18 protein-coding genes are annotated in these 19,365 nt (G+C 64.1%); 10 read left to right on the top strand and 8 right to left on the bottom strand.

What is annotated here, in order from left to right; all coding sequences use genetic code 11:
* Positions 1-287 precede the first annotated feature (287 nt).
* From AU381_RS23145 to AU381_RS23135, 3 genes are read left to right on the top strand one after another with little or no spacing between them, the layout of a single operon-like run.
* A complete protein-coding gene (locus AU381_RS23145) occupies positions 288-1,373 on the top strand; it encodes a glycosyltransferase (protein ID WP_064244043.1) in 1,086 nt (361 codons plus the stop codon).
* Positions 1,374-1,384: 11 nt separating this feature from the next.
* On the top strand, positions 1,385-2,566 hold the full coding sequence (locus AU381_RS23140; protein WP_064244042.1) for a glycosyltransferase: 1,182 nt from the start codon (positions 1,385-1,387) through the stop codon (positions 2,564-2,566).
* Positions 2,563-4,026, top strand: coding sequence for a lipopolysaccharide biosynthesis protein (locus tag AU381_RS23135; protein WP_064244041.1), 1,464 nt, complete (start codon positions 2,563-2,565; stop codon positions 4,024-4,026). The genes AU381_RS23140 and AU381_RS23135 overlap by 4 nt, the downstream gene beginning before the upstream one ends.
* Here the strand turns inward: AU381_RS23135 and AU381_RS23130 are convergent.
* The 5 genes from AU381_RS23130 to AU381_RS23110 all read right to left on the bottom strand — a co-directional run bounded on the left by AU381_RS23130 (position 3,961) and on the right by AU381_RS23110 (position 9,560).
* A complete protein-coding gene (locus AU381_RS23130) occupies positions 3,961-5,304 on the bottom strand; it encodes a polysaccharide pyruvyl transferase family protein (RefSeq protein ID WP_064244040.1) in 1,344 nt (447 codons plus the stop codon). The genes AU381_RS23135 and AU381_RS23130 overlap by 66 nt on opposite strands.
* Before the next feature lie 218 nt (positions 5,305-5,522).
* Complete coding sequence (locus tag AU381_RS23125) at positions 5,523-7,133, bottom strand: MFS transporter (RefSeq protein ID WP_064244039.1); 1,611 nt, start codon at positions 7,131-7,133, stop codon at positions 5,523-5,525.
* A complete protein-coding gene (locus tag AU381_RS23120) occupies positions 7,130-8,227 on the bottom strand; it encodes an HlyD family secretion protein (protein WP_064244038.1) in 1,098 nt (365 codons plus the stop codon). The genes AU381_RS23125 and AU381_RS23120 overlap by 4 nt, the downstream gene beginning before the upstream one ends.
* 85 nt (positions 8,228-8,312) lie before the next feature.
* Entirely contained in the window at positions 8,313-8,726 is a 414-nt protein-coding gene (locus AU381_RS23115) for a cupin domain-containing protein (RefSeq protein WP_064244037.1), read from the bottom strand.
* A gap of 81 nt (positions 8,727-8,807) precedes the next feature.
* Positions 8,808-9,560: an SDR family oxidoreductase gene (locus tag AU381_RS23110; RefSeq protein WP_064244036.1), complete on the bottom strand. Its 753-nt coding sequence runs from the start codon at positions 9,558-9,560 to the stop codon at positions 8,808-8,810.
* A gap of 238 nt (positions 9,561-9,798) precedes the next feature.
* Here AU381_RS23110 and AU381_RS23105 point away from each other — a divergent pair, with 238 nt between their 5' ends.
* A complete protein-coding gene (locus AU381_RS23105) occupies positions 9,799-11,394 on the top strand; it encodes a winged helix-turn-helix domain-containing tetratricopeptide repeat protein (RefSeq protein WP_064244213.1) in 1,596 nt (531 codons plus the stop codon).
* A 45-nt stretch (positions 11,395-11,439) separates the two neighbouring features.
* On the opposite strand, the gene AU381_RS23100 is transcribed toward AU381_RS23105, so the two are convergent.
* Both AU381_RS23100 and AU381_RS23095 read right to left on the bottom strand, forming a co-directional pair.
* Positions 11,440-12,768 carry an MFS transporter gene (locus AU381_RS23100; RefSeq protein ID WP_064244035.1) on the bottom strand — a complete coding sequence of 443 codons (1,329 nt, stop codon included), beginning with the start codon at positions 12,766-12,768 and terminating at the stop codon, positions 11,440-11,442.
* Between the two features lie 218 nt (positions 12,769-12,986).
* The gene (locus tag AU381_RS23095) at positions 12,987-13,742 is read right to left on the bottom strand and encodes an IclR family transcriptional regulator (protein ID WP_064244034.1); all 756 of its coding nucleotides are present in this window, start codon (positions 13,740-13,742) and stop codon (positions 12,987-12,989) included.
* A 172-nt stretch (positions 13,743-13,914) separates the two neighbouring features.
* Between AU381_RS23095 and AU381_RS23090 the strand changes: the two genes are divergently transcribed.
* The 3 genes from AU381_RS23090 to pcaF are packed head-to-tail and all read left to right on the top strand — an operon-like array spanning position 13,915 to position 16,779.
* Positions 13,915-14,775, top strand: a complete 861-nt coding sequence (locus AU381_RS23090) for a CoA transferase subunit A (RefSeq protein WP_064244033.1) — start codon at positions 13,915-13,917, stop codon at positions 14,773-14,775.
* A 10-nt stretch (positions 14,776-14,785) separates the two neighbouring features.
* Entirely contained in the window at positions 14,786-15,577 is a 792-nt protein-coding gene (locus AU381_RS23085; protein ID WP_064244032.1) for a CoA-transferase subunit beta, read from the top strand.
* Positions 15,577-16,779 carry a 3-oxoadipyl-CoA thiolase gene (gene pcaF / locus AU381_RS23080; protein ID WP_064244031.1) on the top strand — a complete coding sequence of 401 codons (1,203 nt, stop codon included), beginning with the start codon at positions 15,577-15,579 and terminating at the stop codon, positions 16,777-16,779. The genes AU381_RS23085 and pcaF overlap by 1 nt, the downstream gene beginning before the upstream one ends.
* Positions 16,780-17,003: 224 nt before the next feature.
* On the opposite strand, the gene AU381_RS23075 is transcribed toward pcaF, so the two are convergent.
* The gene (locus AU381_RS23075; protein WP_162273451.1) at positions 17,004-17,288 is read right to left on the bottom strand and encodes an acylphosphatase; all 285 of its coding nucleotides are present in this window, start codon (positions 17,286-17,288) and stop codon (positions 17,004-17,006) included.
* A 450-nt stretch (positions 17,289-17,738) separates the two neighbouring features.
* On the opposite strand from AU381_RS23075, the gene AU381_RS23070 reads away from it, so the two are divergent.
* From AU381_RS23070 to AU381_RS23060, 3 genes are all read left to right on the top strand, one after another.
* On the top strand, positions 17,739-18,422 hold the full coding sequence (locus AU381_RS23070; RefSeq protein WP_064244029.1) for an RNA polymerase sigma factor: 684 nt from the start codon (positions 17,739-17,741) through the stop codon (positions 18,420-18,422).
* A 79-nt stretch (positions 18,423-18,501) separates the two neighbouring features.
* Complete coding sequence (locus tag AU381_RS23065; protein ID WP_064244028.1) at positions 18,502-19,026, top strand: DUF4142 domain-containing protein; 525 nt, start codon at positions 18,502-18,504, stop codon at positions 19,024-19,026.
* A 7-nt stretch (positions 19,027-19,033) separates the two neighbouring features.
* Positions 19,034-19,351 (top strand): cupredoxin domain-containing protein, encoded by a 318-nt coding sequence (locus tag AU381_RS23060; protein ID WP_064244027.1) that lies wholly within the window; start codon positions 19,034-19,036, stop codon positions 19,349-19,351.
* Positions 19,352-19,365: the final 14 nt, after the last annotated feature.

Here is a 19,365-nt window from a genome sequence, read left to right as displayed (position 1 = left end):
TCGGCTCCTCTCATGACAGTCTTTTGCTGCAGCGCAGCAAAGACTGCTTGATCGCACGGTCACCCAGCTCGGTGGAGGTTCACTCTCTTGCGACAGATGAACAGGCCCCAAAGCCCTTCGCCATGCCCGGCGGCCCCGCGGCCTCGCTCGGGTGTGCTTCGAAATCGCAGGTTGCGCCGGCGCGGCGCCGTGCGACCCAACAATTGCCGTCATTGTGGCGTTGATGCCTTTCGCCCGATCGCATTGGGTGGTCACGACGAATCGTCTCTATGAAGGAGAACAGCGGTATGAAGGTTCTGTTTGCCGGCGGAAACGGATACTATCCCGAATTCAGCGGCGGCGTTCAGTCGAGCACGCACCACCTTGTCCAGCAACTGCGCGAGCGTGGCCACGAGGCCGGCGTCCTCGCAGCCCTGTTCGGCGACGGCATGTTCGGTTTCAAGCAGCGCGTCAAGCTTAAGTTGTCCGGCGAGCGCGGCGTGATGGACAGCTTCCCCGGCTATCCGGTCGTCCGCGCCTGGCACCCCTGGGAGGCGGCGGCTTTCGCCGTCAAGAAGCTGCGGCCCGACGTTGCCGTTGTGCAGTGCCACAAATCCGTCCCGATCGGGAAGGCGCTTCAGGCTCACAATATCCCACTCGTCATCTATTTGAGAAACGTCGAGTTCCACGAGCTCGCCGGCGATTTGCGCGACCTGACCTCCGCCTACTACATTGCCAATTCGGAATTCACCGCGCGGGCCTACAAGGAGAAATTCGGCATTGATTCGGTGGTGATCCCGCCGACGATCAATCCCGAAACCTACACGACGCCGACGACGCGCGAATACGTGACCTTCATCAATCCCTACAAGGAGAAGGGATTCGAGCTGGCCGTCCAGATCGCCGCGCAATGCCCCGACATTCCCTTTCTCTTCGTCGAGAGCTGGAAGCTTGCCGACGACCACCGGGCGGAAATCGAGAAGATCATTGCCCCCTTGAAGAATGTGCGGCTGGAGAACCGCACCAGCGACATGAAGACCGTCTACGGCCGGACGAAGATCCTGCTTGCGCCGAGCAAGTGGGAAGAGGCCTGGGGACGCGTGGCGTCCGAGGCCCATTGCAGCGGCATTCCGGTCGTCGGCTCGCGGCGCGGCGGACTGCCGGAGGCAATCGGCGAAGGCGGCATCGTGCTCGACTATGACGCGCCGCTCGAAGACTGGACGGGCGCCATCCGCAGGCTCTGGAGCGACGAGAGCGAATATCAGCGCCTGTCTCAAGCCGCCTCGGTTTTCGCCGAGCGGCCGCTCATGCAGCCCGCCCGGCAGTTCGCAGCCTTCCTCGAGCTGCTGGAACGCGCCGCCGCGAGCCGCCCCGCTCAACTCAAGGCCTCCTGAGACCGCCCGGCATGCGCGTCGGTTTCGTCGTCGGTCAGTTTCCGATGCTTTCGGAGACGTTCGTCATCGGCCAGATGGCCGGCCTTTTGCAGCGCGGCTTCGAGGTCGAGGTCGTCTGCAACGGCATCTCGGACTACAATTTCGCCGATCGCCGGCAGGAACCGCTGGCGACCCTCCTGGCACGCACCCGTGACTGGTGGGGCGCCGCGGCGCACCTTCGCCCGGCCATAGGCCGGCTGCCGCCGAAGCTTTACGACAAGGCGTCCACCGCGCTCGACATCTCGTCGGTCGCAAGACTGAACGCATGCGACGTCATCGTCGCCCATTTCGGTCATAATGGCGCCCGCGCCGCACGGCTGAAGAAATGGAAACGGCTGACCCCGCCGATCGTAACGATCTTCCACGGCTATGACGTCGGCGTGCCGCTCAAGGAGCGCGGTCTTAGCCGCTACAACGACCTGTTCGAGCACGGCGCGCTCAACCTGACTGTGAACGACTACTTCCGCCGCGTGCTGATCGAAGCCGGCGCGCCGGAGGCAAAGGTCGCCGTCCACCATATGGGCATCGACCTCAAGAAGATCCCATATGAATGGAAATCCTGGCGCGGCGCGACGCTGCAACTGATTTCGGTCTGCCGGCTCGCCGAGAAGAAGGGCGTCGAATTCGCGCTCCGCGCCCTCGGCAAGCTCCGCGCCGACGCGCCGGAACTCGACTGGCACTACCGCATCATCGGCGACGGGCCGCTTCGGCCGCAGCTCGAGGCGCTTGCAGCCGAACTCGACATCTCCGGACGGGTTTCCTTCCTCGGCAGCCTTCCGCACCAGGACGTCAAGGAATGGCTCAAGCGCTCGCACGCCTTCGTGCTGCCGAGCGTCACCGCCGGGAACGGCGATGTCGAAGGGATACCGGTAGCGCTGATGGAGGCGATGGCGGCGGGGCTGACGGTGGCCAGTTCCCGCCATTCCGGAATTCCTGAGCTGATCGAGGACCGGAAGACCGGCTTTCTCGCCGCCGAAAGGGATGTCGAGACGCTGGCGAACCGGCTGCGCTTCATCGCCGAGCATCCGGACGAATGCGAGCGCATCGCCCGGGAAGCCCGGCGGAAGGTCGAGGCCGAGTTCGACATGCAGGCCCTCGACGACGATTTTGCCGCCATCCTCAGCCGGTTCTCCAGATCGAGGCTTGTCGCTTGAACAAGGAAAACATTCAGTTCGGCCGCGTCGCCCTTCGCGGCGGGCTGGTGACCGGCGGCGCTCAAGTTCTGCGCATGGTCATCCAGTTCGTCTCCGTCGTGGTGCTCGCCCGCCTTCTGGCGCCGGAGGATTTCGGCCTCGTCGCCTCGGTGAGCCCGATCGTCGCCTTTGTTGGGCTTTTCCAGAATCTCGGCCTGCAGCAGGCGGTCATCCAGCGCAAGGAAATCGGCGAGCGGGAGCTCAACCAGGTGTTCTGGATCAGCACCCTCGTCGGCCTCCTCTGCACCCTCGTGGTCGTCGCCCTTTCCCCTGCCATCGCCGCCTTCTACGGCGACCAGCGGATGACGGCGATCGCGATCGCCGCAGCGCTGCCGCTGCTGCTCGGCAGCCTCGCGGCCCTGCCGCTAGCCCTGATGAACCGGCATCTGAAGTTCGGCCAATTGGCGCTCAACGATGTCTATGCGGCGGTCGTCGGACTGCTGGTCACCGCCGCAGCCGCCTACTTCGGCATGGGCTACTGGTCGCTGGTGATCGGCCCGGCGGCCTCGGCCGCGGTCGCTCTGCTCGCGGCCTGGTGGGCGACGCGATGGATGCCCGGCCGGCCCGCCGTCAGGATCGACCGTGACATCATTTCCTTCGGAGCCAATCTTACCGGCTTCAACCTCGTCAATTTCTTCTCGCGCAATCTCGACAACATCCTGATCGGCAAGTTCTCCGGCCCGGTCGAGCTCGGCTATTACGACCGGGCCTACAAGCTCCTGCTCTTCCCCCTGCAGAACATCACCCAGCCGCTGTCGCGGGTGATGATCCCGCTGATGAGCCGCATCCAGGAGGACAAGCCGCGCTTTCGCGACATCTATCTCCGCACCAATTGGCTGCTGGCGGCGGTCACCATGCCCGGCATTGCGGCGCTCACCTGCGCGGCGGAGCCGACCGTCAGCATCCTCTTCGGAGAGAAATGGCTGCCGGTCGCGCCGATCTTCGCCTGGCTCGGGGTCGCCAGCCTCATGCAGCCGGTGTCGAGCACCACCGGCTGGATCTTCATCTGCCAGGGCGAGACGAAGACGATGTTCCGTTGGGGGATCTACTCGTCGCTGACGACGGTGCTTTCCTTCGTCGTCGGCCTGCAATGGGGTGCGATCGGCGTCGCTGCCGCCTATGCGATCAGCGGCTACGTCCTGCGCGTTCCGGTGCTCGCATGGCTCCTGCAGCGGGTCGGGCCGGTCTCGGCCAGAGATTTCCTCTACGTCCAGGGCCTCTTTCTCGTCTCGGCGCTCGCCGCCTGGATATGCTACCGGCTGCTGCCGGCAGCCCTGACCGGCAGCTCCGATTTCCTCGCCCTCGCTTCGGCGGTCTGCCTCAACTACGGGCTGGCGCTCCTCTTCGCGTTGGCTCTACGCCAGCCGCGCCAGGTCCTCTTCGACATCCTGGCGAAGGGCCTGAGCGCCGTTCGCCGATGACTTGGCGATCAACGGGCGCATGAGATCCGCCGCCGACATCGCCGAGGCATGTTCCTCGAGCACCGCCTTGAGGCTGACCTCGCGGTAGCGGTCGAGATTGCCGGCGAAGCGGTCGAGCTTGCCAAGCGCCTCGTCGGGCGTCACCGTGTCGATGTCGAGCAGGACATCCTCGACACCGATGCGCTTGGCCACTTCCTTCGTCTTGAACTCATAGGCGATCGGCAGCACCGGCGTGCCGACGCAAAGCGACATGATCATCATGTGCATGCGTGTCGCCACGACGAAATCGAGCTCCCTCGCTATCGCCATCAGCTGTTCCGGCGTGTGGAAAGCCGCGTCGACCGTGACATGCTCGGCGATTTCGGGCGCCAGGCCCGAGACGATCAGCTTCGCCGTTTTCGAGTCGTCATGGGCATATTCCGGCACGCCCTGGCAGGTCGAAATGAAGGTGACCTCCTTGCCATGGTCGCGCACCAGCTTTGTCGCGATGTCGCGCACCGATTCGATGTAGCGGTCCATGCCGCCGCCACCGCCCTGGACATAGTTCCAGTGCCTGACGGAAATGCCGACGCGGCCCGTCGGTGCCGGGCGGCCGATCGTCAGCAGCGCCTCGATCCGCTCCACATCCGCAAGCGCAAAGACGGAATCGGCGACCACATGGCATTTCGACGTATCGTCGACGAGATCGAGGATGTGGTCGCGCGAGCGGACATCACGCAGGAGGATCAGCGGACTGCGGGCGAAAATCGGCGGCAGGTTCCGGAGGTTGTAGGGTTTTGCGAAGGGTCCGAGCGACTGGGTGAAGAAGATCGTCTTCTTGCCGAGCATCTCGGCGAGCTTGAACTGGTTGATGCGCCGCTCCAGCGAATAGTTTTCGACAAGATAGGTGCCGCCGGTTGTGATCACCATATCGGCGTCCTTGTAGAGCGCCAGGCTCTTGCGGTCCGCGTCGCTGAAGAACCGCCTGTCGAGATAGTTGCCGCTGCCGAGGTGACGCAGCGCCTGGAACACCGCCTGGTTATAGACCTGTTTCAAGGCATTCTTGACGGTATTGTCGTCGTATTTGTACTTGAAGATCGATTCCGACGGCAGTTTCCTGAGTTCGATGTCCGGATACTGTTCCTTCGGATAGAGCCGCGCCGCGACTTCCGGCTGGCTGTCGAACACCAGGAACTCCAGCGTTTCTTTCGCGACCGATTTCAGGATGTGCCTGATCGCCAGAAGAATGGCCGCATCGCCGGTGTTCAAGCAAACGGTATTCTCGACTACAACTTTCATGGTCCGTCGTCCCCGTGTGTAAAGCCTTGCAGACATGGGAGGAATGTCGCCGGCTTGCCGCTTGGAAGAAGTGTCGTCCGCATCCCACGGACAACCCGCAATAGCGTTCTGTCGCGAAGTTTTGGTGAATTCATGGCCGTTTGTCGATAGGTCCAGGGACTACTGCACGATTCCTCAAATCGTATCCGATTTGAGGAATCGTGCAGTAGTTCGAAGCGCTACAGCGACCTTGGGCGTCTGATTGGATGCGCAGCGCGTGCTTTCGCGTGCCGGGACAATCCGATCTTGATTGCGACCAGCACGGGGGCGGCGATGACAAAAAGCAGGGCGACTGCGTTGAACGCTGTGTCGAAGGCAATCACCGTGGACTGACCCGTCACGACGCGGCCTAAGAGGCTCGTTGCCGCCCGGGCAGCGGCTGCGGCGTCCATCCCTTTCGCCGCCAGCATGGCCGTCGTGGTCGTCAGCCGTTCGATGACCGCGGGCCTCCCTGCGGTGACGTTGGCGCCGAGGACCGCGGCATTGGCGACGATGTTATGGTCGATCAATGTCTGGAGTGCTGCGACACCCATAAGCCCGCCAAGCTGGCGGCCCGTATTGAAGAGGCCGATCCCGGCGGCGAGATTCCGGCTGTCGAGGTTGCTGAAGGCGATCAGGGTGATCGATAGAAACAGGAAACCAAGGCCCAGGCCGCGCAACAGGATCGCGGCCATCATGTCGTCCGCGCCGCTCTCGCCGGTCGAACCGGACAGCATCCACATCGCAACCATGATCATCAGGATGCCGAACGGCACCGTGGCGACCGGAGGAACATGGCGCACCTGCATCAGAAAGGCGGCAATCAGCAGCGTGCCGATGAACAGCGCCCCGCTCGGCAGGAGGAGTTGGCCGGCATCGGTCGGCGTGAAGGCGAGGACGGAGACGGCAAAGGACGGAATCAGATACGCGCTCCCGAACAACGCGGCGCCGGCGACGAAACTGACGATGAAGGCGAAGGAAAAATCCTCCGATTTGAACAGGGTGAAGTCGAGCAGGCCATGGCCCTTGGCCAACATTTGTTGACCGAGAAAGGCCAGAAGAGCGGCGGCACCGATCACCGTCAGCCACAGAATGCGCGCTTCCTCGAACCAGTCCCACCGGCTGCCCTGGCTGAACACGTAGGTGAAGCAGAAGAGCGTGACGAAGAACAGCGAGAAGCCGATCCAGTCGAACGGCCGGGGAGTGGTCCTGGCGGGCATCGGCGCGTCGGCGAGCAGCAGAAGTCCGGCAGCGGCGAGCGCCACCGGAACGACGCTGAAGAAGATCCAGGTCCAGGATTGGCTATCGAGCAACCACCCCTGGAGGGCCGGGGCGATCGTCGCGGGGGCGACGACGGCCCCCATTGCAAACAGCGCCTGAAGGATCGGTTGGCGGGATCGCGGATAGGCGAGAAAGATGATCGCCTGGCCTGCGACAAGCAGGGTGCCGCCGGAGAAGCCCTGGATGATGCGAAGCGCCACCAAAAGGTCCAGGCGAGCGGTCATGGCGGCAACGCCGCAGGCCATGCCCATGGCAAAGGTTGCGCCGGTGATCAGGCTCATCGGATTGATGCGGTTCATCAGCCCGGAGGCGGCGATGAACCCGATGAGCTTGAAAGCGGTGTAGCCGATGTCCAGCCAGGCGAACTCGTCCGGCGTTGCATAGGTGTCGCCGATGATGTCGCCGCGCCCGAGCGACAGCACGGTGCTGGCGATCGCCTCCGTCAGCGTGGCCAGCACGATGCCGGCGACAAGCAGGGCCCCGGTCGCAGATCTGTCGCCACTCGGTGTGGCAGTGACCACCCTTGTCATGACCCGTCTCCCCGCTTGATCTCGACACGGGCGGACAGGCCGGGCACGATGCGGCCCGGCGACGGGTTGTTGGCAAACCGGATCTTCACCGGAACGCGCTGGACGACACGTACGAAATTGCCTGTCGCATTGTCCGTGGGCAGCAGGCTGAAGGCAGACCCGCTGCCCGGCGCAAAGCTGTCGACCACGCCGTCAAGCGCCCCGCTCGGATAGCCGTCGATGGTGATGCGGACGGGCTGGCCGGGGCGGATATGTTCAACCTGGGTTTCCTTGAAATTCGCGACGATCCAGACATCGTTGACCGGAACGATATCGAGCAGGGAGGTGCCCGGCGCAACCAGCCGGCCGATGCGGACCTGCCGATTACCGATCACGCCGCCGACCGGCGCGCGCACCACGGTGCTGTCGAGATCGATCTGGGCGAGATCGCGCGCGGCTTCCGCCTGCGCCACGGCAGCCACGGCCGCTTCGCGCTGGGCGGCAAGGACGGTCAGTCGTTGCTGCTGCGCCTCGATCGTGGCGGAGGCGGCCGAGACGTTCGCCTCGGCTCTCGACCGCGCCGCGTCGCTTTCATCGACATGCGCCTGGCTGATGGTATTGCTGCGGATCAGTTCGCGGCGGCGCTCATAATCCTTGGTGGCCAGGTCAAGTTCGGCTACGGCCGACCGTCTCTGCGCTTCGGCCTGCCGGATGAGGGCATGCTGAAGCTCCGTCTCCGCATCGACGTTGACGAGGCGAGCCTCGGCCGCCTCGACATTGGCCACCGCTTGCGCAAGCTTTGCACGGTAGTCCCGGTCATCGATCCGGAACAGGACGTCACCGGCGCGGACGGCTTGGTTGTCCCGAACCTCTACGGCCGTGACGTAGCCCGCAACCTTGGGGGCGAGCGAGGTCACATCGCCGCGGACATAGGCGTTGTCGGTCGAGGCAACGCCGCCCGAACGAGCCCAGGCCCATCCGCCAGCCACGGCCGCCGCGGCGCTAAGGCACAGCAGCAGGCCGATCGTCTTTTTCCTGTTGGGCCGCGCCACGGCGACTTCGGCCGCGGAACTTCCGCGGGAGACGATGGCGATCTTGTCCGCGAGCGTATCCATTTTCTCAACTCCTGTTGATGCCGATGGCGGAAGCAGCCCTGGCGGCGGTGGTCTCCCCAGAGCTGCCGGCATCGAAGCGGTTCGTTCATTGCCCGACGGGCGTGACCAGTTCCTTTACATCGGTGTCGACGACAAACACCGCCAGCAGCCGGGCAGGTTCCGTTTCACTCGCATTCGCGCTTACTTCGTGGTGGGAGCCGGGCTCTTCGTAGAAGTTTTCGCCGGCGTGATAGACCTTTTCCGGCGAGCCGTTGACGCTGCTGCGGATCGCGCCCTCGAGCACCGTTGCATAGATGAAGGCGGACTTCGGATGCGTGTGGGCGGGCGATCCGCCGCCAGGCCCGTATTCGACGAGAACGCCCTTCATGCTCTTGCCGGGGACGTTCGGAAGCGCGTGGTCGAAGACGACCGTCACCTTGCCCGCGGGCCGGTCGCCGGCCGAAGCTGCGGTGACCGAGAGCGCTGCGAAGGCAAAGGCCGAGAGAAATCGTGTGAACATTGCAATTCTCCTTCGGGGGGATCTGTCGCGAAGTTCCGGCCCGGTGCCGGGCCGGCGCCATTCTGATTGTCCGTGAGTGCCTCAGTGCGTGGCCTGCTGACCAAGCCAATCCTCGAACCGGATCGCGCCGATGCGCGGGTCCTTGCCAGGGGTGAGCGACTGATCGTCGAGCACCGCGCCGAAGTAGCGGGCGTGAACGTCCGGCACGACCTTGCGCGTGTCCCGCGTCGCTCGGAAAAAGCGCCTGACCAGTTCGTCGAGCGGGATCGCCTCCGGGCCGGCAACTTCGAGCGTGCCGTTGACCGGCGGTGCGAGTGCGACATCGGCGAGCGCCGCTGCCACGTCGTCGGAGGCGATCGGCTGCATCAGCGCCGGCGACAGACGGATCTCCTCGCCGACGATCCCCGACTGGGCGATGCCGCCGACGAACTCGAAGAACTGCGTGGCGCGCAGGATGGTGTAGGGAATGCCGGAGGCCTTGATGAGGTTTTCCTGCGCGACCTTCGCCCGGAAATAGCCGTTGTCGGGAAGCCGTTCGCTGCCGACGATCGACAGGGCAACATGGTGGCGCACGCCGGCGGCAGCTTCCGCAGCCAGCAGGTTCCGGCCCGAGGTCTCGAAGAATTCGAGGACGGCCTTGTCTTCCCACACCGGTGCGTTCGCCACGTCGACGACGATCTGGGCTCCATCCATCGCCTCGGCCAGGCCCTCGCGGGTGATGGTGTTCACACCCGTGTTGGGGGCGGCGGCCAGCACCTCATGACCGCGCTCCCTGAAGTTCTTCACGAGTTTCGATCCGATGAGGCCGGTACCTCCGATGACGACGATCTTCATGGCTTCTCTCCGTTTCTCCCGACCGCAACCATTGCCGTCGAATGGGTGGAGAGTGCCTGCGAGCTTGCCGGAAGTCCTTGCGGCGGGCCTGAATTGCCCTTCAGGGAAGCTTGGTTATTCGTCCAAGGCGGTTGCCTGACGCGAATGAATTCTCTAACCAAACGTTGCCGTGCTATCAATGGACGGGAACATTCGACGCCCCGGCCAGAGCCGAGGCGCTCGGTCGGGGGATGCCGACGTGCAACTCGTGTTTGGAGACTACGTGCTCGACCCGGAGCGCCGGGAATTGACCCTGCGCTCGCAAGTCGTGGCCGTCGGGCCGCAGGTCTTCGACCTGCTGCTGCACCTCGTCAGGAACCGCGACCGCGTCGTCAGCAAGGACGACCTTCTCGAGGCAGTGTGGGGCGGCCGGGTCGTCTCGGAATCGACGATCACCAGTCACATCAACGCGGTTCGCAAGGCCATCGGCGACACCGGCGAGGAGCAGCGCCTGGTCAGGACGGTCGCCCGCAAGGGTTTTCGCTTCGTGGGCGAGATCAAGATCGGCGAGATCGGGGAAGCGCGGCAGCGCGGCGGACCGGGGATCGTCGAACACGCCTCCAGCGAATCGACGGAGCCACCGTCCGCGCTCGTCCTGCCCGACAAGCCCTCGATCACCGTCCTGCCCTTCCAGAACCTCGGCGGCGATCCGGAGCAGGACTATTTTGCCGACGGCGTGGTGGAGGATATCATCACCGCCCTGTCGCGCATCCGCTGGCTGTTCGTCATCGCCCGCAATTCGAGCTTCACCTACAAGGGCCGGGCGGTGGACGTGAAGGCAGTCGGCACGGAGCTTGGCGTGCGCTACGTGCTGGAAGGCAGCGTGCGCAAGGCGGCCAACAAGGTGCGCATCACCGGACAGCTCATAGAAGCAGCGACCGGGACACATCTCTGGGCGGAGCGATTCGAAGGCACGCTCGACGACATCTTCGAACTGCAGGACCAGATGGCCGTAAGCGTCGTCGGCGCGATCTCGCCGCAGCTCGAACGGGCGGAAATCGAGCGCGCCAAGCGCAAGCCGACGGAAAGTCTGGACGCCTATGACTATTACCTGCGCGGGATGGCGAAGCTGCACAACGGAACGCGGGAGGCCATCGAGGCGGCGCTGCCCTTGTTCTACAAGGCGGCCGAACTCGATCCGGAATTTGCATCCGCCTACGCCATGGCCGCCTGGTGCCACTTCTGGCGCAAGCTGAATGGCTGGATGATTGATCGTCCGCGCGAGATCGCCGAGGGCGCTCGCCTGGCGCGGATGGCGGTCGAACTCGGCCGCGACGATGCGGTGGCGCTGACGAGAGGCGGGCATGCGCTCGCCCATCTCACCGGCGACCTGGACGGCGGTATCGCGCTCATCGACCGGGCCGTGCTGCTCAACCCGAACCTCGCCCCCGCCTGGTACCTCGGCGGCGCCCTGCGCGCTCTTCGCGGTGAAACAGACGCCGCAATCGAGCACCTGGCGCATGCCGTTCGCCTCAGCCCGCTGGATCCGGAAATGTTCCGGATGCAGGTCGGGATGGCGCTGGCGCATTTCTTTGCGGGCCGCTTCGATTCCGCCTCGGACTGCGCGGAAAAGGCACTTGGGAACCTGCCCAGTTTGCTCCCGGCGATCGCCTTGGCGGCCGCGAGCCACGCGCTCGCCGGACGAACGGAAAAAGCGAAGCAGGCGATGCATGGCCTGACCGCCCTCGATCCATCCCTGCGCGTCTCCAACCTCAAGGATTGGCTGCCGATCCATCGCCCGGAAGATCTGGCGCGTTTCAGGGAAGGCCTGCGGCTCGCCGGGTTGCCGGAGTGACGGCGGCAGCCGAACAGGTAGACGATCCGCAGGCGACCGACCCCGCTAAGACCGCAATCGGGGCTCGACCGGCTCCCATATGCTGACCCTGCGGGTCTCGGGCATCAGCCATAGCGCGAGCAGGAAGCATACGGCCGGAACAGCGATCGGGTAGATCAGCGCGTAGCCGATGCTGCCCGTGGCCGCGAAAGCCGCCGAGGTGACGAAGGGTACCAGGCCGCCGCCCCAGCCATTGCCAATGTGATAGGGCACCGACACCGAGGTGTAGCGGATCCTGCCGGGGAAAAATTCGGCCAGGAACGCCCCGACCGGCCCGTACACCATCCCGACATAGCAGACGAGGATGAAGATGATGAAGATCGCTACCGGATAGTTGACGTTGTCCGGCTGCGTCACCGTTCCGAGCCACAGATACAGCGGATAGTATGTGGTCGCCGCGAGCAGCATGCCTCCGAGGATCACCGGCTTGCGGCCGATGATGTCGGAGAGCCAGCCGAAAAAGATCAGGCTCGGCGTCGCAAGGAGCAGCGCAGCTCCGACGATATAGGACGAGGTCAGCGCGTCCACCTTGGAAACCTGCTGCAGGAAGTACAGGGCCCAGAACTGGCCGCTGTACCAGACGACGCCCTGGCCGATCAGCACGATGGTGGCAATCCCGACATATTTGATGTTGGAGCTGAGGAAAGCTTCCCTCCAGGGATTTCGCGTCATTTGGCCCTTGGCCTTTATCTCCTCAAAGATCGGTGTCTCCTGGAGCTGCAGGCGGATATAGATCGCGATGGCGACCAGCACAAAGGACACCAGGAAAGGAACGCGCCAGGCCCAGGCGTCGAAAACTTCCGTGCCGAAATAGGTGCGCGTCGCGATGATCACGGCCAGCGACACCACGATCCCGAGCGTTGGAGAGGTCTGAAGCCAGCCGGTGTAGTAGCCCCGGCGTTCATCCGGGACATGCTCGGCCACATAGGTGATGGCGCCGCCATATTCTCCGCCCAGGCACAGGCCCTGGACCATTCGCAAGCCGAAAAGGATGAAGGCCGCGGTAAGACCGATCGCCTCATAGGTCGGGATCAGGCCGATCGCGCCTGTGCCCAATCCCATTCCGCTGAGCGTCATGAGAAACGTGTATTTGCGGCCCACCCTGTCGCCCATCCAGCCAAACAGAAAGGCCCCCAGCGGCCGGATCAGAAATCCGGCCGTGAACAGTGCAATCGTGCTCAACAGAGCTGCAACCGGATGGGATTGCTCGAAGAACTTGACCGACAGAACCGCGGCCAAGCTCCCGAAAATGTAAAAATCGTACCACTCGATGATGTTTCCCACCGACGCGGCAATGATCACGCGGCGGAAATCCTTCGGGACCTCAACAGCCATGTTTCTTCCTCCCGTTACGAGACATGGCCCCCAATTTCTCAGTATTTTATCACAGAATTAGTCTTATCAAACCCGTGGACCTCTCATTACAAAGTCTTACGTCATCGATTGCTATGAAATTGACGTTCGAAATCTCGCGCTCGTCTTTTTCGATTGCGGTTCTCATTTCAGTTATTGGGCAATTTCTAGCACGAGCGCCTTGGCCTTCGACTTCTGTCCTATTGAACCAGCGGCCGCAGCGCGGCTTGCGTCTCCTTGAGCAAGGGCAGGTAGCGTTCCGCAAGTTCGGCCGCCGCGACATGGGCGGCAGGCGCGCCGATGTTGAGCGCCGCGACGACCTGCCCGCGCGCGTTCATCAACGGAACGGCGATCGAACAAAGCCCGAGCTCCAGCTCCTGGTCGATGACCGCATAGCCCTGCTCGCGAACCTTGCGAAGCTCGGCCACCAGCTCTTCCGGATCGGTCTTCGTTCGCGGCGTGTTGGCCTTGAGCTCGGTGCGGCTCAGGATCTCGCGCGCTTGCGCTTCAGGAAGCGCGGCGAGCAGCACCCGCCCCATCGAGGCGCAATAGGCGGGAAGCCGTGAGCCGGGCACCAGGTTGATCGACATCACCCGGCGCTGCGAGGCCCGAGCCACGTAGACGACCTCGGTGCCATCGAGCACCGAAGCCGAGGCGCTTTGGCCGGCCTTCTCCGAGAGCTGGTCGAGATAGGGCTGGACGATCGCAGGCAGCGGGGTCGCCGAGAGATAGGCGTGACCGAGCCTCAGGATCTTCGGCGTCAGGGTGAAAAACTTGCCGTCGTAGTCGGCATAGCCGAGTTCCGAGAGCGTCAGCAGCGAGCGCCGCACCGTCGCACGATCGAGGCCGGTGCGTTTCGACGCCTCGGCGATCGAGAGACGCGGCTGTGCCTCGCCGAAGGCTTCGATGACCGTCAGGCCGCGCGCAAAGCCGCTGACGAAATCCGTTTCCCGCATGATTCATCCCCAATCGAATTCAGGCCATGTTGTGCGATATACGAACAAAAGTCAAATATCGCACAAAATATTTGACGATCGGCTGAAATGGGCGCTTATTCCCGGCGGTCGCCGCTGCCGGACGCGGGTCCCTTGAGGAACAAGCCGGCCGGCAAACAGGAGGGGGATTGGGATGGCTCGCATATTGTCACTCGCCGAGGCGGTGGCGGAAAACGTCCGCGACGGTGACACCGTCGCCATGGAGGGGTTCACGCACCTCATCCCCTATGCCGCCGGGCATGAGGTGATCCGCCAGGGACGGAAGGATCTGTTCCTTGTCCGCATGACGCCGGACATCCTCTATGACCAGCTGATCGGCGTCGGCGCCGCGCGCGGCATGAAATTTTCCTGGGGTGGCAACCCCGGCGTCGGCTCGCTGCACCGCTTCCGCGACGCGGTCGAGAACCAGTGGCCGCGGCCGCTCGAAATCGAGGAACACTCGCATGCGGCGATGGCGAATGCCTATGAGGCGGGCGCGGCGAACCTGCCTTTCGCCATGCTGCGCGGCTATATCGGCGCCGACCTGCCGAAGGTAAACCCGAACATCAAAAGCGTCACCTGCCCCTTCACTCAGGAAGTGCTGGCCGCCGTGCCGGCGATCCGGCCGGATGTGACGATCATCCACGCCCAGCGCGCCGACCGCAAAGGCAACGTGCTGCTCGAAGGCATCGTCGGCGTCCAGAAGGAAGCGGTGCTGGCCGCCAGGCGCTCGATCGTCACCGTCGAGGAGATCGTCGACGAGCTATCGCCGCCCTCCCCCAATTCCGTCGTGCTGCCGGCCTGGGCGGTGACGGCGGTCGCCCATGTGCCGGGCGGTGCCTTCCCCTCCTATGCGCATGGCTATTATCCGCGTTCCAACGCCTTCTATCTCCGCTGGGACGAGATCGCCCGCGACCGCGAGAGCTTCACCGCCTGGATCAAGGAAAACGTGCTCGACGCGCGGCCGGAAGACTTCGCCCGTTACGCCGCGCAGACATCGGCCAAGGTCGCTTGAGGAGGCGATGATGACGGATTTCACCCCGACCGAAATGATGACCATCGCTGCGGCGCGCGAGCTTTCCAACGACGACGTCTGTTTCGTCGGCATCGGCGCCCCCTCGGCCGCCTGCAATGTCGCCCGGCTGACGCATGCGCCGGATATCACGCTGATCTACGAGAGCGGCACCGTCGGCACCAAGCCGGACGTGCTGCCGCTGTCGATCGGCGACGGCGAGCTCTGCGATACCGCGCTCTTCACGGTTTCGGTGCCGGAGATGTTCCGCTACTGGCTGCAGGGCGGCCGCATCACCACCGGCTTTCTCGGCGGCGCGCAGATCGACCGCTTCGCCAATCTCAACACCACCGTGGTCGGACCTTACGACCAACCGAAGGTCCGCCTGCCAGGCGGCGGCGGCGCGCCGGAGATCGCCTCCAATTGCGGCCGCATCTTCATCACCATGGCGCTGTCGAAGCGCGGCTTCGTCGAGAAGCTGCCCTTCGTCACCTCCATGGGTCACGGTGAGGGCGGAAACACCCGCGAACGGCTCGGCCTGAAGACCAAGGGTCCGACGCGCGTCATCACCGATCTGTGCATTCTCGAGCCCGCCCCGGAGACAAAGGAATTGACCGTCGTGTCCATCCATCCAGGCGTCGGCCGCGAGCAGATCGTCGAGAGTTGCGGCTGGCCGATCAAGTTCGCCGAAACCGTCATTGAAACCCCGGCGCCGACCGAGACCGAGCTTTCGGTGCTGCGCGACATCAACGCCCGCACCAGGAAGGCCCATGAGGGCACCGGCCCGGGCAAGGAGGCCGCCTGATGCGCGACGCTTACATCTGCGACTACATCCGCACGCCGATCGGCCGCTTCGGCGGCGCGCTCTCCTCCGTGCGTGCCGATGACCTCGGCGCCGTCCCCTTGAAGGCGCTCGCCGAGCGCAGCGGTTCGGTTGACTGGGAGGCGGTCGATGACGTGATCTTCGGCTGCGCCAACCAGGCGGGCGAGGACAATCGCAACGTCGCGCGTATGTCGCTGCTGCTGGCCGGACTGCCGGTCACGGTCCCCGGCACGACGATCAACCGGCTTTGCGGTTCCGGCATGGATGCGGTGATCGCCGCTGCCCGCGCCATCAAGGCCGGCGAAGCGGAACTGATGATCGCCGGCGGCGTCGAATCGATGTCGCGCGCACCCTTCGTCCTGCCCAAGGCCGACAGCGCCTTTTCGCGCCATGCCGAAATCCACGACACGACGATCGGCTGGCGCTTCGTCAATCCGCTGATGAAGGCGCAATACGGCGTCGACTCGATGCCGGAGACGGGCGAGAACGTCGCCGAAGACTTCAAAGTCTCGCGCGAGGACCAGGACGCCTTTGCCGTGCGCAGCCAGTCGAAGGCCGCGGCCGCTCAAGCGAACGGCCGGCTTGCCAGGGAAATCGTCGCCGTCTCCATCCCGCAGAGGAAGGGCGAAGCGGTGGTCGTCGACCGGGACGAGCACCCGCGCGCCACGACGATCGATGCGCTTGCCAAGCTGAAGGCGCCGTTCCGCGCCGGCGGCAGCGTCACTGCCGGCAATGCCTCCGGAGTCAACGACGGCGCAGCGGCGCTGATCATCGCCTCTGGGGAAGCGGCCCGGAAGCATGGACTGAGACCGATTGCCCGCATCCTTGGCGGCGCCACGGCCGGCGTGCCGCCGCGCATCATGGGCATCGGACCGCTGCCCGCCTCGCAGAAACTGATGGCACGGCTCGGCATGACGCAGGACCAGTTCGATGTCATCGAGCTCAACGAGGCTTTCGCCAGCCAGGGTCTCGCCGTGCTGCGCGAGCTCGGCATCGCCGACGACGACCCGCGCGTCAACCGCAATGGCGGCGCGATCGCGCTCGGCCACCCCCTCGGCATGTCCGGCGCCCGTATCACCGGCACGGCGGCCCTGGAACTTGCCGAGACCGGCGGGCGCTATTCCCTCTCGACCATGTGCATCGGCGTCGGCCAGGGCATCGCCGTGGCGCTGGAGCGGGTTTGACGCGCTGCAATGACTGCAGAGAAGCCCCGATTGCCCCTCACCCTAGCCCTCACCCAGTAACAACGGGGAGAGGGGACACCGTCGCGGCTTGCCGCATCGCCTGCCCCAAGCAGCCGATGTAGGGCGAGAGGGCGCCGCGAGTCCCTTCGCCCCGCATGCGGGGAGAAGGTGGCCGGCAGGCCGGATGAGGGGCAGCCGGCCGATCTGCATCCGGGAACGCCCCGCTAATGCGTAATCCGAAAACCGGTCGGCGCTTCGATTGAGGAAGCATCCTCGCTCGCGACGTCATTGACGGACGCACCCGGCGGCCCCTTCCAGAACCGGCCGAGCATCGTGTCGACGGCGGCAGCCGGTCCGGCAATCAAGGCGGTCACCGAACCGTCGCTTTCGTTGCGCACCCAGCCCGTCAGGCCGAGCCGCTCCGCCTCGTCTCGCGTCCAGACGCGGAAGCACACGCCCTGCACTCTTCCGGTGATCCGGACCAGAGCCGTCTTGCGGTCCTCCGGCATGGCAGCCTCCCTGATTCGTTCTTTCCGAATCTGGCGCAGTTGACCGCGAAGGCAAGCGCATGGGCGCCGCCGCGCGTGGACCGGTCCGGTCGTCGTCGCAGAGCGATTTTACCGGCCACATAAATTTTTGTGTTTTTGGGCTTGCAATTGCTGCGCCGCAACATTATTGTATGACTTATCGATGGAGCACTCCTCCTCCCAGCTCCATCGAGGGATCGGCGACCCTCCTCCTCCCAGTTGCCGATCAGGATCGAAGGCCCGGCGCACCTCCTCCCGCGCCGGGCCTTCTCTTTTTCCAGCAGAAAATACAGTTCCGCATTCGCCGAGAGCCGGGTCACGCATTCCCGGCTCCGAGCACGTGGTCCACCGCTCTGGATTCAGCGAAAAGGCGGCGGTAATTTGGGAACATTCCAGGCGTTGAGGCATCCAATCCACCATAAGGAGCCGATCATGCCCATTGCCGAAAACCATCCTTCGCTCAATCACCCGCGGTCCGCGCCGGATCTCGAAGGCTTCCGCGCGATCATGCAGGCGCATAACCGCAAGCTCTATCGGATCGCCCGCAGCATCCTGCGCAACAACAGCGAGGCGGAAGACGTGCTGCAGGAGGCCTATGTCCGCGCCTTCACGCATTTTCGGGATTTTCGCGGCGACTCGACGATCGCGACCTGGCTCGCCCGCATCGTCATCAACGAGGCGCTCGGCCGCCTGCGCACGAAGAAGCGCCAGATGAAGCTGGCCGAGGCAATGCGACAGTCGCATCAGGCCGAGATCATCGCCTTTCCGCTCAACGCCAATCTCAACGATCCGGAAAAGACGATGGCGCAACGACAGATCCTCGACCTGGTCGAAAAGCTGACGGATCACCTTCCTGATACTTACCGCACGGTCTTCGTGCTGCGGGTGATCGAAGGGCTCAACAACGAGGAGACGGCCACGCTGCTCGGGCTGCGTCCGGAAACGGTCCGCACCAGACTGCATCGGGCGCGCCACCTTTTGAAGGAGCAACTGGAACGGCAGATCGGCCCCGTCCTGCTCGATGCCTTCCCCTTTGCCGGCAAACGCTGCGAGCGCCTGACCGAAGCCGTCCTCGCCCGCATTTCGCGTGAGCCACAGGACCGGGGCCGCAATTAGACGGGAACGTTTCGACCTGCGAAGCATCCAAAGCGCGTCAATCGAAAACGCTCTTGATCTTCGAGGAAAGGAACATCCCATGATCTTAAGACTGACGGCCGCAGCGGCGGCAATCGCCCTCCTCGTCGGCGCCAACGGAGCGCTCGGCGCCGACAAGCCGACCGATCCGCAGATCGCCCACATCGCCTATACGGCCGGCGTGCTCGATATCGAAGCCGCGAAACAGGCGATCGCCACATCAAAGAACAAGACGGTCGTCGATTTTGCCGAGACGATGGTGCGCGACCATGAGGCGGTGAACAAACAGGCGCTCGACCTCGTCAAGAAGCTCAACGTCACGCCCGAAGACAACGACACCAGCAAGGCCCTGTCGCAAGCGGCCGAGACGAAGCGTCAGGAACTGGCAAAGCTTTCCGGCGCGGATTTCGACAAGGCCTATGTCGAGCACGAGGTCGCCTACCACAAGCAGGTCAACGGCGCGCTCGAAACGCTGCTGATCCCGGCTGCCCAGAACGGCGAACTCAAGAGCCTGCTCGAGACCGGGCTGAAGCTGTTCCAGGGCCATCAGCAACATGCCGAGCATGTCGCAACCGAACTGAAGTGAGCACGCGATGTTGCCAATGCGAGCAGCCATTCTCACTCTGTTGCTGGGAGCGGCCCCCGTCGCCTTTCCTTCGCAGGCGGAAAGCATAAAGGTGACGATCGACGGCCTTGTCTACGCGCCGGCGGAAATCGAAGCGAAGGTGGGCGACGAGATCGAATGGGTCAACAAGGATGCGCTCGTTCACACCGCCACGTTGAACGGCGGTGCCGAAGTGCTGCTGCCGGCGAAGAAGTCGGGCCGGCTCGTGCTGCAGCAGCCGGGCAGCTTCGATTATATCTGCCGCTATCATCCGAACATGAAAGGCCATATCACCGTAAGGCCATGACCCGGAACCGGCCG

It is taken from the genome of Sinorhizobium glycinis (assembly GCF_001651865.1).
Lineage (GTDB): Bacteria > Pseudomonadota > Alphaproteobacteria > Rhizobiales > Rhizobiaceae > Sinorhizobium > Sinorhizobium glycinis.
This window is presented reverse-complemented; position numbering and strand designations above follow the sequence as displayed.

What these genes read in the sequence shown, in the direction of transcription:
- AU381_RS23145 (WP_064244043.1), top strand. Translation starts at nt 288, where the DNA reads ATGAAGGTTCTGTTTGCCGGCGGAAACGGATACTATCCCGAATTCAGC.
- AU381_RS23140 (WP_064244042.1), top strand. Translation starts at nt 1,385, where the DNA reads ATGCGCGTCGGTTTCGTCGTCGGTCAGTTTCCGATGCTTTCGGAGACG.
- AU381_RS23130 (WP_064244040.1), bottom strand. Translation starts at nt 5,304, where the DNA reads ATGAAAGTTGTAGTCGAGAATACCGTTTGCTTGAACACCGGCGATGCG.
- AU381_RS23125 (WP_064244039.1), bottom strand. Translation starts at nt 7,133, where the DNA reads ATGACAAGGGTGGTCACTGCCACACCGAGTGGCGACAGATCTGCGACC.
- AU381_RS23120 (WP_064244038.1), bottom strand. Translation starts at nt 8,227, where the DNA reads ATGGATACGCTCGCGGACAAGATCGCCATCGTCTCCCGCGGAAGTTCC.
- AU381_RS23115 (WP_064244037.1), bottom strand. Translation starts at nt 8,726, where the DNA reads ATGTTCACACGATTTCTCTCGGCCTTTGCCTTCGCAGCGCTCTCGGTC.
- AU381_RS23110 (WP_064244036.1), bottom strand. Translation starts at nt 9,560, where the DNA reads ATGAAGATCGTCGTCATCGGAGGTACCGGCCTCATCGGATCGAAACTC.
- AU381_RS23100 (WP_064244035.1), bottom strand. Translation starts at nt 12,768, where the DNA reads ATGGCTGTTGAGGTCCCGAAGGATTTCCGCCGCGTGATCATTGCCGCG.
- AU381_RS23095 (WP_064244034.1), bottom strand. Translation starts at nt 13,742, where the DNA reads ATGCGGGAAACGGATTTCGTCAGCGGCTTTGCGCGCGGCCTGACGGTC.
- AU381_RS23090 (WP_064244033.1), top strand. Translation starts at nt 13,915, where the DNA reads ATGGCTCGCATATTGTCACTCGCCGAGGCGGTGGCGGAAAACGTCCGC.
- AU381_RS23085 (WP_064244032.1), top strand. Translation starts at nt 14,786, where the DNA reads ATGACGGATTTCACCCCGACCGAAATGATGACCATCGCTGCGGCGCGC.
- pcaF (WP_064244031.1), top strand. Translation starts at nt 15,577, where the DNA reads ATGCGCGACGCTTACATCTGCGACTACATCCGCACGCCGATCGGCCGC.
- AU381_RS23075 (WP_162273451.1), bottom strand. Translation starts at nt 17,288, where the DNA reads ATGCCGGAGGACCGCAAGACGGCTCTGGTCCGGATCACCGGAAGAGTG.
- AU381_RS23070 (WP_064244029.1), top strand. Translation starts at nt 17,739, where the DNA reads ATGCCCATTGCCGAAAACCATCCTTCGCTCAATCACCCGCGGTCCGCG.
- AU381_RS23065 (WP_064244028.1), top strand. Translation starts at nt 18,502, where the DNA reads ATGATCTTAAGACTGACGGCCGCAGCGGCGGCAATCGCCCTCCTCGTC.
- AU381_RS23060 (WP_064244027.1), top strand. Translation starts at nt 19,034, where the DNA reads ATGTTGCCAATGCGAGCAGCCATTCTCACTCTGTTGCTGGGAGCGGCC.